At 70.0% G+C, this 12,776-nt stretch carries 10 protein-coding genes; 8 read left to right on the top strand and 2 right to left on the bottom strand.

Translation table 11 applies throughout. The features are described from left to right. Nucleotide 1: 1 nt before the first annotated feature. The 5 genes from gcl (at nucleotide 2) to IEY84_RS23200 (ending at nucleotide 6,942) form a co-directional block, all read left to right on the top strand. Entirely contained in the window at nucleotides 2–1,777 is a 1,776-nt protein-coding gene (gene gcl / locus IEY84_RS23225; RefSeq protein ID WP_183543318.1) for a glyoxylate carboligase, read from the top strand. 6 nt (nucleotides 1,778–1,783) lie between these two features. After that, nucleotides 1,784–2,950, top strand: coding sequence for a glycerate kinase (locus IEY84_RS23220; RefSeq protein ID WP_183543320.1), 1,167 nt, complete (start codon nucleotides 1,784–1,786; stop codon nucleotides 2,948–2,950). Between the two features lie 136 nt (nucleotides 2,951–3,086). Next, nucleotides 3,087–5,363 carry an allantoinase AllB gene (allB, locus tag IEY84_RS26840; RefSeq protein WP_229788947.1) on the top strand — a complete coding sequence of 759 codons (2,277 nt, stop codon included), beginning with the start codon at nucleotides 3,087–3,089 and terminating at the stop codon, nucleotides 5,361–5,363. Continuing rightward, nucleotides 5,360–6,208: a bifunctional allantoicase/(S)-ureidoglycine aminohydrolase gene (locus tag IEY84_RS23205; protein ID WP_183543322.1), complete on the top strand. Its 849-nt coding sequence runs from the start codon at nucleotides 5,360–5,362 to the stop codon at nucleotides 6,206–6,208. Before allB ends, IEY84_RS23205 begins: the two co-directional genes overlap by 4 nt. Then, nucleotides 6,208–6,942: an SDR family oxidoreductase gene (locus IEY84_RS23200; RefSeq protein WP_183543324.1), complete on the top strand. Its 735-nt coding sequence runs from the start codon at nucleotides 6,208–6,210 to the stop codon at nucleotides 6,940–6,942. Before IEY84_RS23205 ends, IEY84_RS23200 begins: the two co-directional genes overlap by 1 nt. A 42-nt stretch (nucleotides 6,943–6,984) precedes the next feature. Here the strand turns inward: IEY84_RS23200 and IEY84_RS23195 are convergent, their stop codons facing one another. Both IEY84_RS23195 and IEY84_RS23190 read right to left on the bottom strand, forming a co-directional pair. Then, complete coding sequence (locus IEY84_RS23195) at nucleotides 6,985–8,064, bottom strand: MFS transporter (RefSeq protein ID WP_183543326.1); 1,080 nt, start codon at nucleotides 8,062–8,064, stop codon at nucleotides 6,985–6,987. Beyond that, nucleotides 8,061–8,210, bottom strand: coding sequence for a hypothetical protein (locus IEY84_RS23190; protein WP_183543328.1), 150 nt, complete (start codon nucleotides 8,208–8,210; stop codon nucleotides 8,061–8,063). The genes IEY84_RS23195 and IEY84_RS23190 overlap by 4 nt, the downstream gene beginning before the upstream one ends. Nucleotides 8,211–8,371: 161 nt before the next feature. Here IEY84_RS23190 and IEY84_RS23185 point away from each other — a divergent pair, with 161 nt between their 5' ends. The 3 genes from IEY84_RS23185 to IEY84_RS23175 all read left to right on the top strand — a co-directional run. Then, entirely contained in the window at nucleotides 8,372–10,378 is a 2,007-nt protein-coding gene (locus IEY84_RS23185; protein WP_183543330.1) for an FAD-dependent oxidoreductase, read from the top strand. Beyond that, the gene (locus IEY84_RS23180; RefSeq protein ID WP_183543332.1) at nucleotides 10,375–11,625 is read left to right on the top strand and encodes a class I SAM-dependent methyltransferase; all 1,251 of its coding nucleotides are present in this window, start codon (nucleotides 10,375–10,377) and stop codon (nucleotides 11,623–11,625) included. Before IEY84_RS23185 ends, IEY84_RS23180 begins: the two co-directional genes overlap by 4 nt. 453 nt (nucleotides 11,626–12,078) lie before the next feature. Further along, nucleotides 12,079–12,776 (top strand): DUF222 domain-containing protein (locus IEY84_RS23175; RefSeq protein WP_189129318.1); only part of this gene is annotated, 698 nt, incomplete at its 3' end.

Raw genomic sequence — 12,776 nt, 5'->3', positions numbered from 1 at the left:
CATGGCACGCATGCGCGCGGTCGACGCCGCAGTCCTGATCCTGGAGAAGGAGGGCGCGACCCAGCTGTTCGGCCTCCCCGGTGCCGCGATCAACCCGTTCTACAGCGCGATGCGCAAGCACGGCGGGCTTCAGCACGTGCTCGCCCGCCACGTCGAGGCGGCCTCGCACATGGCCGAGGGCTACACCCGGGCGAAGGCCGGCAACATCGGCGTCTGCATCGGCACCTCCGGCCCGGCCGGCACCGACATGATCACCGGGCTCTACTCGGCCTCCGCCGACTCGATCCCGATCCTCTGCATCACGGGCCAGGCACCGGTCGCGAAGCTCCACAAGGAGGACTTCCAGGCGGTCGACATCGCCTCCATCGCCGGATCGCTCGCCAAGATGGCGGTCACCGTGATGGAGCCCGCCCAGGTCCCGGGCACCTTCCAGAAGGCCTTCCGGCTGATGCGCGAGGGGCGTCCCGGCCCGGTCCTGATCGACCTGCCGCTCGACGTCCAGCAGGCCGAGATCGACTTCGACATCGAGACGTACGAGCCCTTGCCGATCGCCAGGCCGGCAGCCAGCCGCGCCCAGGCGGAGAAGGCGCTGGCGATGATGCTGGAGGCCGAGCGCCCGCTGATCGTCGCCGGTGGTGGCGTGGTCAACGCCGACGCCGCCGCCCTGCTGGTCGAGCTCGCCGAGGTCACCGGGGTGCCCGTCGTCCCCACGCTGATGGGCTGGGGCACGATCCCGGACGACCACCGGCTCAACGCGGGCATGGTCGGCCTGCAGACCTCCCACCGCTACGGCAACGCGACCATGCTGGCCAGCGACTTCGTCCTCGGCATCGGCAACCGGTGGGCCAACCGCCACACCGGCTCGGTCGAGACCTACACCCGCGGACGTACGTTCGTGCACATCGACATCGAGCCGACCCAGATCGGCCGGGTCTTCGCGCCGGACTACTCGATCGTCTCCGACGCCCGTGCGGCGCTGGAGGCGCTAGTCGAGGTCGCCCGCGAGTGGGCGGCGGACGGTCGCGTCGTCGACCAGGAGTCCTGGGCCGAGGCGTGCGCCGAGCGCAAGCGGACACTGCACCGCAAGACCCACTTCGACAACGTCCCGATCAAGCCGCAGCGGGTCTACGAGGAGATGAACCGGGCGTTCGGGCCCGGCACGCGCTACGTCACCACGATCGGTCTGTCGCAGATCCAGGCGGCACAGCTGCTGCACGTCTACAAGCCACGGCACTGGATCAATGCCGGCCAGGCCGGCCCGTTGGGCTGGACGCTCCCAGCTGCTCTGGGAGTCGCGACCGCGGTCCCGGACGAGCAGGTCGTCGCGCTCTCCGGCGACTACGACTTCCAGTTCCTGATCGAGGAGCTGGCGGTCGGCGCCCAGTTCAACATCCCCTACATCCACGTGGTCGTGAACAACTCCTACCTCGGCCTGATCCGTCAGGCCCAGCGCGGGTTCGAGATGGACTACTGCGTCCAGCTCGCCTTCGACAACGTCAACAGCCCGGAGGTCGAGGGCTACGGCGTCGACCACCTCAAGGTGGCCGAGGGCCTGGGGTGCAAGGCGATCCGGGTGACCGATCCGTCCGACCTGGGCGCCGCCTTCGAGAAGGCGAAGGCGCTGATGGCCGAATACCGGGTGCCGGTGCTCGTCGAGGTGATCCTCGAGCGGGTAACCAACGTCTCGATGGGCCTCGAGATCGACGGCGTCGTCGAGTTCGAGGAGCTGGCCGAGCGTGGCGAGCACGCCCCGACCGCGCTCGTCCCGCTGGACTGATCCCAGATGGTCCGCGTGCTCGTCGCCTCCGACAAGTTCAAGGGATCGCTCACCGCTGCCGAGGTCGCGGCGGCGGTGAGCGCCGGGATGCGCAGGGGTCGTCCCGACGTAGTCGTCGACGCGATCCCGGTTGCCGACGGCGGTGACGGCACCCTGGCGGCGGCCGCGTCCGCCGGGTTCGCGCTCGTGCCGGTCCGCGTGACCGGTCCGACGGGAGAGCCCGTCGAGACCTCGTACGCCCGGCGCGACGACATCGCGGTCGTCGAGCTCGCCGACGCCTCCGGGCTGGCACGGCTGCCGGATGGACCGGATCCGCTGCGCGCTTCCAGCCTCGGGGCCGGTCAGGCGATGGCAGCCGCGATCGATGCGGGCTGTCGGCGGATCGTGCTCGGGATCGGCGGCAGCGCCAGCACCGATGGCGGAGCGGGCCTGCTCTGCGGGCTGGGCGCCAGGCTGTTCACCGTCGCCGGGGACCCGGTGGGTCCAGGCGGAGCCGGGCTCGAGGAGGTCACCCGGATCGAGGTCGACCAGCTGCGGCGGCGCCTCGAAGGGGTATCGGTCACCGTCGCCTGCGACGTCGACAACCCGCTCACCGGTCCCACCGGTGCGGCCGCTGTCTACGGTCCGCAGAAGGGCGCCGATCCGGACCAGGTACGACGGCTGGACGCCGCGCTCGGCCGCTGGGCATCTCTGGTGGCGTCGTTCACCGGGACCGATCTCCGTGGCCGCCCCGGCGCCGGCGCGGCCGGTGGTGTCGGCTTCGCCGCACTCGCCCTGCTGGGCGCGGAGCTGCGATCGGGCATCGAGCTCGTGCTCGAGCTGGTCGACTTCGCTGCCGGGCTGGACGGCGTGGCCCTCGTCGTCACCGGGGAGGGCGCCCTCGACGAGCAGACCCTCAACGGCAAGGCGCCGGCCGGCGTCGCCGCCGCGGCTGCGCGCGCCGGCGTCTCGGTCGTCGCGGTCTGTGGGGTCAACGAGCTCGATCCCGACCGCTTGCGGGCGGCCGGGATCGGCGCCGCGTACGCCTTGACCGACATCGAACCCGACCGGCAGCGCTGCCTGCGCGACGGCGCGGCCCTGCTCGAGCAGATCGCGGAGCAGATCGCTGCCGACCATCTGATCAAGGAGGACGCGTGCGCGGACGGCGGAATGCTCACCGAGGTAACTCGGTGAGCGGCCACTTCCTTCGTGGAGTTCCGCGAGGGAACTGCAATCGGGCCGAGGTAACTCGGTGAGCATCCGAGGAGGCGGCGTGAGCGGACGGCGGAATGTTCACCGAGGTAACTCGGTCGGCATCCAAGGAGGACACATGAGACTGCTGAGTGTGGGCCCGCCGGGCCAGGAGCGCCCCGCGGCGCTCGACGACCAGGACGTACTGCGTGATCTATCGGCAGCCGTGCCGAGGATCGACGGCGACCTGCTCGGCGACCCCGTGCGGCTCAGGTTGATCCACGACCTGGTCGCCTCGGGCCGCCTTCCCGCCGTCGCCGAAGGCACCCGGATCGGGCCGCCGGTGGCGAGACCCGGCAAGGTCGTCGGCGTCGGGCTCAACTACGAGGATCATGCCGAGGAGGCCGGCGTCGCGATCCCGGACGAGCCGGTCGTCTTCCTCAAACCCTCGACCTCGATCGTCGGACCGTACGACGCGATCGAGCTGCCGCCCGGATCGACGACGACCGACTACGAGGTCGAGCTGGGTGTGGTCCTCGGTCGCCGGCTCTCCCGGTGCGCCGACCCGCAGCAGGCGCTGGCCGCGGTCGGCGGCTACCTCACCGCCGACGACGTCAGCGAGCGGGCGCGGATCGCGGCCGGGCCGACCTGGGCGAAGGGGAAGTGTGCCGACACGTTCACCCCGATCGGGCCCTGGCTGGTCACGGCGGACGCCGTCGACGACCCCCAGGCCCTCGGCCTGGAGCTGTGGGTCGACGGCGAGCGGCGCCAGGCCGGTTCGACGGCTCGGATGGCGCAGAGCGTCGGCGAGATCCTCGCGTTCCTCAGTACGCTGATGACACTCGAGTCCGGTGACCTGGTGCTGACCGGGACCCCGGGCGGTGTCGCCGCGTTGCGGCCCGAGCCGCGGCCCTTCCTGCGCGAAGGGCACGTGGTGGAGGCCGAGGTGACCGGCCTCGGCCGCCAGCGCACCCGGGTGGTGGCAGTCGAGGAGCGGGCGGTCGAAGAGGCGAGCGGTCGAAGAGGCGGGCAGTCGAAGAGGGGTGAGGGTGTGAGTCGACAAATCGATCTGGTGATCCGGGCGTCGCGGATGGTGACCCCGGACGGAGAGACGACAGGCTCGGTCGGGGTCCGTGACGGCGAGATCGTCGCGGTCGACACGACCGGGGCCGGTCTGACCGCGGCGCGCGTGGTCGAGCTCGCTGACGACGAGGTGCTGATGCCCGGCGTCGTCGACGCCCATGTGCACGTCAACGACCCCGGGCGGACCGAGTGGGAGGGGTTCGCCTCGGCGACCCGGGCCGCTGCCGCCGGCGGGGTCACCACGATCGTGGACATGCCCCTCAACAGCATCCCGCCGACCTGCGACCTCCCGGCGCTCGACCTCAAGCGACGGGTCGCTCTTGGAGGGGCAGCCGCGAGCCAGGCCTTCGTGGACATCGGCTTCTGGGGCGGTGCCATCCCCGGCAACGTCCCGGAGCTGCGTACGCTGCACGAGGCCGGGGTCTCCGGCTTCAAGTGCTTCCTGCTGCACTCGGGTGTCGACGAGTTCCCGCCGCTCGACGCCGACCAGCTCGAGCTCGCGATGCGTGAGATCGCGTCCTTCGACGGGCTGCTGATCGTGCACGCCGAGGATGCCCACGCGATCGAGCACGCGCCGGTGGCGGTAGGTGGGGCGTACGCAGGATTCCTGCACAGCCGTCCACGAGACGCCGAGAACCTGGCGGTCGCCGGTGTGGTCGAGGTCGCCAGGAAGACCGGGTGCCGGGTCCACATCCTGCACGTCTCGAGCGCGGACGTGCTCGCGACCATCGATGCCGCCCGCCGCGACGGCATCCCGATCACGGCCGAGACCTGTCCGCACTACCTGACCTTCGCCGCGGAGGAGATCCCCGACGGCGCGACGCAGTTCAAGTGCTGCCCGCCGATCCGGGAGGCGGCCAACCGCGAGCTGCTGTGGGTCGGCCTGCGGGAAGGCGTCATCGACATGGTCGTCACCGACCACTCGCCCTCGACGCCTGACCTCAAGGCACTCGACACCGGCGACTTCGGGGTCGCCTGGGGCGGTATCTCGTCGCTCCAGCTGGGGTTGTCGGCAGTCTGGACCGAGGCAAGGAGCCGCGGCTTCACCCTCACCGACGTCGCCCGCTGGATGTCCGAGGCACCCGCGCGTCATGCCGGGCTGAGCCGCAAAGGACGGATCGCGGTGGGCAACGACGCCGACTTCTGCGTCCTCGCCCCCGACGACACGTACGTGGTCGACGCCGCGAAGCTCCATCACAAGAACGCCGTCACGCCCTACCACGGCCGCACCCTCGCAGGAGTTGTCCGCGAGACCTGGCTGCGTGGCGAGAAGATCGACATCGAGGCCGCCCCCCAGGGCCGGCTGCTGACCCGAGAAGGAGCCCGACCATGAGCGCAGCACACAACCCTCCTGGCCGCTACTACGCCCCGACCGGCGGCCACCCGTCCCAGCGCGAGCTGACCACCGACCGGGCCGTCTTCACCGAGGCGTACGCAGTGCTCCCGCGTGGCACCATGCGCGACATCGTCACCAGCAAGCTGCCGTTCTGGGAGGGCACCCGGCTGTGGGTGATCGCCCGCCCGCTGTCGGGGTTCGCCGAGACCTTCTCGCAGTACATCGTCGAGGTCTCGCCCGGCGGCGGCAGCGACAAGCCCGAGCTCGACCCGGGCGCGGAGGGCGTCCTGTTCGTGGTCGAGGGCGCGCTGACGCTCTCGATCGAGGGCGAGAAGCACGGTCTCACCCCCGGCGGCTACGCCTTCCTCCCGCCCGGCTCCACCTGGACGCTGCACAACACCAGCGACCAGGTCGCCCGCTTCCACTGGATCCGCAAGGCCTACCAGCGGGTCGACGGCATCGACGTACCGGAGGCATTCGTCACGAACGAGGTCGACGTGCCCGGTGGCGAGATGCCGGGCACCGACGGCGCCTGGAAGACCCAGCGTTTCGTCGACCCCGATGATGTACGCCACGACATGCACGTCAACATCGTCAGCTTCGAGCCGGGCGGCGCGATCCCGTTCCCGGAGACACACGTGATGGAGCACGGGCTCTACGTCCTCGAGGGCAAGGCCGTCTACCTGCTCAACAAGGACTGGGTCGAGGTGCAGGAGGGCGACTTCATGTGGCTGCGGGCCTTCTGTCCGCAGGCCTGCTACGCCGGTGGCCCCGACCGGTTCCGCTACCTGCTCTACAAGGACGTCAACCGGCACGCCCAGCTGAGCCGGCAGTTCACCTGATGCCGGTCGCGGTCGTCACCGGAGCAGGCTCCGGGCTGGGGAGAGTGATCGCGCAGGCGCTGGACGGCGCCGGCTTCCAGGTCGCCCTGCTCGGCCGCACCCGGTCGTCGTTGGAGGAGACCGCGTCGGTGATGGCGCGGTCCCTCGTGCTGCCCACGGACGTCGCTTCTGCCGCTGAGGTGGAAGCGGCGTTCGCCGCCGTCGTCGGGATGTGGGGCCGCGTGGACCTGCTGGTCAACAACGCCGGCACCTTCGGCCCGAGCGGCGACGTCGACGAGATCCCGCCCGAGGAGTTCGCCGCGACGCTGGCCGTCAACGTCACCGGCTCCTTCCTCTGCGCCCGCGAGGCCTTCGCCCAGATGAAGCGGCAGGACCCGCGCGGCGGACGGATCATCAACAACGGCTCGATCTCCGCGCACGTACCGCGACCGGGCAGCGCGGCCTACACCACCTCCAAGCACGCGATCACCGGCCTCACCCGCGCGCTCGCCCTCGACTGCCGAGCTCACGACATCGCCGTCGGCCAGATCGACATCGGCAACGCGGCCACCGAGATGACCGCCGGCATCGCCGTCGGCGCCCGTCAGGCCGACGGCACCGTACGCCCCGAGCCGACCTTCGACCCGCAGCACGTCGCCGACGCGATCGTCGCCATGGCCCAGCTGCCGCTCGGCGTCAGCGTCCCCACGATGACCATCCTCGCGACCGGGATGCCGTACGCCGGTCGCGGCTGACGGGCTCTGGGTTTCAGAGGCCGAACCCGTTTTCGTGGCTTCCTATTCGTGGCGAGCTCCGCGAAATGGTGAGCCGAACACGACCGCGGCCGCGATCACGAAGATCGCGACGGCCACCCACAGGGCTGGACGAAGCCCCAGCAGCTGGGCCACGAGACCACCAGCCAGGGCGCCGACCACAGCGCAGGTGCGGTTCGCGGATCGAATGGTCGCATTCATCCGCCCCTGGAGCGCATCCGGTGTCACGGCTTGCCGATAGCCCAGGGAGTTGGCGTTCGCGACTCCCATGCCGAACCCCGCCACCACCTGGGCGCCGGCGAGAATGACGATGCCGACTGCGGTCGGCGGCGCCAGCGCAGAGGCTCCCCATGCCAGAGGTGCGGCAGTGAAGCCGAGCAGCGTCGCCCCACCAGCTCCCAGACGGAACCCGGCTTTGACGGCGAGCAGGGCTCCGATCAGACCGCCGACGCCGGTGAACGCCAGGACGACGCCGAAGGCGACCGCTCCGAGCCCCATCTCGCGCAGTGCGAACGGCGCGAACGCCGTCAGTGCCATCGCGTTGGCGATGAACCAGATGTGGGTGGAGGTCGCATGCGGGGCGATCGTGCGATGGCGGTAGATGTAGCGCACGCCGACCCTGATGTCCTCCAGCACCTGGCTCGGAGTGCTCGGCCGACGGGGAAGCGGCGGCTCCTCGACGCGTAAACGAGCGTTCATGATCGCACCGAGTGCACAGGTGAGCACGTCAGCGAGGACCGCGAAAGGCGCCCCGATCAAGGCGACCATCCCGCCACCCAGGGCCGGCCCCGACGTCATCGCGACGGTGTCGCCTTGATCGATTCGCGCGTTCGCCGAGAGCAGCGCGCTCTTCGGCACGAGGCGGGGGAGGAAGGACTGCCGCGCTGCGATCTCGAGAACGGAGAGGGCGCCGACCACGAAGAGCACGGCAGCTACTGCGACCAACGAGAGGGCATCGGCCAACCAGAGCACCGGGATGGCCAGCAGGGCGACCGCCTGCGCCGCGTTCGACCAGATCAACAGCGGTTTGCGTCGGACCCTGTCGACAAGCACTCCGGCGAACAGCCCCAGAAAGGCGTACGGCAGGACCCTGGCCGCGTTCACGACTCCGACCTCCGCTGGAGTGGCGACCAGAACTTGACGACGAGCACCTGGACCGCGACGGTCGAGACGGCCGTGCCGAAGGAACCTGTCGTCGAGGCGGTCCAGTAGCGGACGAAGGCGGGGATCTTCATCGCCTCGTCGCTCATGCGGGGCGATTCTATGGTGCGCCACCTGCTGCAGAGGCCAACGAGGTCCGGAGCACAGATGACGAAAATGATGACCTGAGAGAAATCCGAATCGGTCCGGTGACCGAAGACCGGATGACAGCGCTCTGCGCTGATCGCCCACTTCGACCCCGAGGAGCCCGATGAGCAGCGCCGACCACGAACGCCGCCGGATCGCCGTAGTGGGCAGCGGTGTGGCCGGACTGGCCGCTTCGTACGTCGCTTCCGGCGACAGCACCGTGACACTCTTCGAGGCCGATGACCGGCTGGGCGGCCATGCCGACACCCACCGTGTCACCGCGCCGGACGGCACGGAGCTGGCGATCGACACCGGGTTCATCGTGCACAACCGGCGTACGTATCCGACCCTGCTCCGGCTCTTCGCCGAGCTCGATGTGCCGACCCAGGTCTCGGAGATGTCGATGTCGGTGCGTTCGACGGCCGCCGACGTGGAGTACGCGGGGGCGCGCGGGCTGCGCGGGGTGCTGCCCGACCGCCGCGCGTTCCGCCCGGCGCACCTGCGGATGCTCACCGAGATCCCGCGGTTCCACCGGGCCGCCCGGGCGCTGCTCACGAGTGACGAGCCCGACGAGCGCACCCTCGAGACGTTCCTGGACGAGCACGGGTTCACCGCGCACTTCCGTCGCCACTTCATGGCCCCGCTGGTCGCCGCGGTGTGGTCCTGCGACCCGGAGACGGCGCTGAGCTACCCGGCCCGCTACCTCTTCGAGTTCCTCAGCCACCACGGGATGCTGCAGGTCTTCGGCTCACCCCGCTGGCGCACGGTCACCGGCGGGTCGGCGACGTACGTCGAGCGGGTCTCCGCCGCGATCCGCGACCGCGGCGGTCGGGTGCTGACCTCGACAAAGGTCGTGAACGTCGTCGACGCCGGCACCGGTGTCGAGATCACCGACGGCAACGGGCACACCGAGGTCTTCGACGCCGTCGTGCTGGCGACCCATCCCGGGCAGTCCTTGGCCATGCTCGGTGACCCCACGGCCGCCCAGCGGGAGATCCTGGGCGCGTTCCCGTACTCCGCCAACCAGGCCCAGCTGCACACCGACACCAGCCTGCTGCCGAGCAACGAGCGCACCCGGGCGTCGTGGAACTACCTGGAGCGCCCGGGCCGCGGCCAGGTCACGCTCACCTACGACCTCACCCGGTTGATGCGGCTGCCGGCTCCCGGCGGCGTACGTCACCTCGTCACTCTCGGCGGGGCCGACCTGATCGACCCCGACAAGGTCATCGCCACCATGGAGTACGAGCACCCGCTCTACACCCCGGAGTCGGTGGTCGCCCAGCAGCGCGCCGACGAGCTGGACTCCGACAGGCTGGTCTTCGCCGGCGCCTGGCGCGGGTGGGGGTTCCACGAGGACGGCGCCCGCTCCGGAGCCAAGGCGGCACAGCGGCTCGGGCTGGACTGGACGAGTCCTGAGGAGCGAACCGGCGGCTCCGCGACCGGGCTCTATCGGACCACGATCAGCCACACCCGTCGGGAGCCGCTGCGGAACCGGTTCGTGCACCGCTCGTACTGGCGGGTGGTCGATCTGGACCAGCTTCCCGACCATGGCATCCTCGGCCGCTTCGAGGCTCGCGACCATCTGGGTGACCCCGCGCTCTCGATCCGGGAGAACCTCGCCGCGTTCCTGAGGCTCCACGACCTCGACCTGGGCGACGCACGCGTGCTGATGGCGACCCAGCCGAGGGCGTTCGGCTTCTGCTTCAACCCGATCACCGTCTACTGGTGCACGGCCGCCTCCGGGGAGCCGCTGGCGACCGTCGTCGAGGTCCACAACACCTACGGCGACCGGCACGCCTACGTCGTCCATCCTGACGAACGGCACCGCGCACGGGTCGCGAAGGCGATGTACGTATCCCCGTTCCACGGGGTCGACGGCCACTACGACCTGACCGTGCCTCCACCCGACGGCCGGCTCCAGGTCGCCGTCCGGCTGAACACCGATGACGGGACCGTCTTCGACGCCGCCGTGCGTGGCCTCCGGGTCGAACCGCGGTTCGGGGACACGCTCCGTTCCGCCCCGGCCGCGCTTCTCGGCGCGGTCTGGATCCGCGTCCACGGCGCAGCGCTGTGGCTACGACGTCTGCCGGTCCAGAGACGACCACGGCACCACCAGGAAGGAGTCCGATGACCACCATCGAAGCCCCCACCGCCCAGGCCGCGGTGGGTGACCGTTGGCCGATGCTTCAGGAGTCACCCACCGGACCGGTGACCCGGCTCACCGCCGCTGCCGCGGCGACCTTGTTCCGGACCGCCACGAAGCGGCTCGGGATCAGCGTGAGCGAGGACGGCAGCCCGGCCGACATCGTGCTGCACCGACCCGTGGAGCTCTACGCGCGGCTCAGCCGCCACGGACTGATCGGGCTCGGCGAGGCGTACATGACCGGCGCCTGGGACGCGCCGGAGCTGGGAGAGACCCTGACGGTGCTGTGCCGGGACCTCGACGGTCTCCTCCCCGGATGGGCGCAGCGGCTGCGCGGCGTCTACGAGCGGCGCCGTGGGGAGAAGGACCTGAACACCCCCGAGAACGCCCGTGAGCACATCGGCCACCACTACGACCTGTCCAACGACTTCTTCGCGCTCTTCCTGGACCCGACGATGAGCTACTCGGCGGGCCTGTTCTCCTCCCTGCCCTCGACCGAGGACCTGGCGCTCGCCCAGCACCGCAAGATCGACCGGATCCTCGACGAGGCGGGCGTCGGGGCAGGCACCCGGCTGCTCGAGATCGGCACCGGCTGGGGCGAGCTCGCCCTGCGGGCCGCCGCCAGGGGAGCCCAGGTCACCTCGGTGACCCTCTCCGTCGAGCAGGCCGAGCTGGCGCGGCGCCGGATCGGCGCGGCCGGTCTGGGGCATCGGGTCGACATCGAGCTGTGCGACTACCGGGCGGTGGAAGGGACGTACGACGCCGTGGTCTCCGTCGAGATGATCGAGGCCGTCGGCGAGCGGTTCTGGCCGGTCTACTTCGCGAAGATCGACGAGGTCCTGGCCCCGGGCGGCATCGCCGTGATCCAGGGGATCACCATGCCGCACGAGCGGATGCTGGCGACCAGGAACACCGAGACCTGGATCACCAAGTACATCTTCCCGGGCGGCCTGCTCCCCTCGACCGAGGCGATCACCGATGCCGTCGACACGCACACCCGGCTCCGGGTGCGCAGCCGGCTCTCGTTCGGCGCCCACTACGCGGAGACCCTGCGGCGCTGGGACATCGCGCTGCGTGCGCAGGTCGACGAGGTCCGGGCGCTCGGGTTCGACGAGACGTTCCTGCGGATGTGGCACTTCTACCTGGAGTACACCCGGGCCGGGTTCGCCGCCGACTACATCGACGTCCAGCAGGTCACGTTCACGCGGGACGAGCCGCTTGATCAGCTCCGATGACCGACCGGCTCGCTGGCCGCATTCGGGTGGGTTTGGTTGACGTGTGTCCGTTGGCCTCGTGTCGAGTTCCAGCACGGGTGGGGCCAATACCGGGCTTGGGCTGGGAGATTAGAACCAGGGTGTCTGGGCGGGTGCCATTTACCTGTCTTGCGGGCTTCCAGCAGCGGTCTGGTTTCGGGTTGGGATATCTGTCCCTGATTGGGTTTGGTCTTGCATTATATGATAGGCTCGGCACAAGCGTAAACGTGGAGGCCGACCACCTCGAAAGAGGCGTGCCCTTCCATCCGGGACACAACGGGTGCGGGTAATCCAGGGGAACCAGGGGCGTGAACGCTGAGCTGTGAGGGTAAGTAATAGCCCGTGTTGACGGGCCTCCGGGACCAGCGAACCAAGCCGGGATTCTGCATAGGCAGAAGTCCCATTGAGTTCGTACGTCGGGAGGTGACCGTTTCGATGACCACGCTGCAGCAGCCACAGCACCCTGTGCTGGGGGCCGTGGTCGCGATCACCGGCCATCTGGACCGGGTCGCGGATGCGAATCCGTCGTTCATGGCCACCGGACAGAAGGTCGCCGCTCTGGGCGAGATCGCCCGGGCGAAAGCCCAGTTGGCCGAGCTCGAGCTGCGGGTGATGGCTGCTGCTGATGACGTCGCCGCCGACAGCGCGGCCCGCGACATAGCTGCGTGGCTGCACCACCACACCCACCAGCGTCCCGAGGTCCTGCGCGCCGACCTGCGGCTCGCGCAGGCGTTGGACCGGACCTATCACCGAGTCGCGGCCGCGATGCGGGCTGGTGCCTGCAACCTCGCCCAGGCCGAGGTGATCGTCGCGGCTCTCGACGACCTCCCCGCCGATCTCGAACCAGTGATCCGGGCGAAAGCTGAAGAGACCATGGTCGGCTATGCGACCGAGTTCGACCCGACCCGACTCCGCCGCCTCGGACGCAGGATCCTCGACGTCATCGCCCCCGAGATCGCCGAAGCCGAAGAGGCCAAACGACTCGCGGCTGAAGAGGTTCACGCTCGGAAGAAGACCCGGCTGACCATGCGGCGCCTCGGGGACGGCACCACCCGGATCACTGCGGTGGTGATTCGCCCTGGGTTTCGTTCCTATCGGTTTCCCTGTCCGGCGGTCACCGGCTGGGCTGAATC

The sequence above is a fragment of the Nocardioides albus genome, from assembly GCF_014648255.1.
Classification (GTDB): domain Bacteria; phylum Actinomycetota; class Actinomycetes; order Propionibacteriales; family Nocardioidaceae; genus Nocardioides; species Nocardioides albus.
The sequence above is the reverse complement of the archived record's forward strand: the minus strand, read 5'-3'. Positions and strand labels throughout refer to the sequence as shown.

Coding starts and splice junctions, on each gene's coding strand:
- gcl (WP_183543318.1), top strand. CDS start 2: ATGGCACGCATGCGCGCGGTCGACGCCGCAGTCCTGATCCTGGAGAAG.
- IEY84_RS23220 (WP_183543320.1), top strand. CDS start 1,784: ATGGTCCGCGTGCTCGTCGCCTCCGACAAGTTCAAGGGATCGCTCACC.
- allB (WP_229788947.1), top strand. CDS start 3,087: ATGAGACTGCTGAGTGTGGGCCCGCCGGGCCAGGAGCGCCCCGCGGCG.
- IEY84_RS23205 (WP_183543322.1), top strand. CDS start 5,360: ATGAGCGCAGCACACAACCCTCCTGGCCGCTACTACGCCCCGACCGGC.
- IEY84_RS23200 (WP_183543324.1), top strand. CDS start 6,208: ATGCCGGTCGCGGTCGTCACCGGAGCAGGCTCCGGGCTGGGGAGAGTG.
- IEY84_RS23190 (WP_183543328.1), bottom strand. CDS start 8,210: ATGAGCGACGAGGCGATGAAGATCCCCGCCTTCGTCCGCTACTGGACC.
- IEY84_RS23185 (WP_183543330.1), top strand. CDS start 8,372: ATGAGCAGCGCCGACCACGAACGCCGCCGGATCGCCGTAGTGGGCAGC.
- IEY84_RS23180 (WP_183543332.1), top strand. CDS start 10,375: ATGACCACCATCGAAGCCCCCACCGCCCAGGCCGCGGTGGGTGACCGT.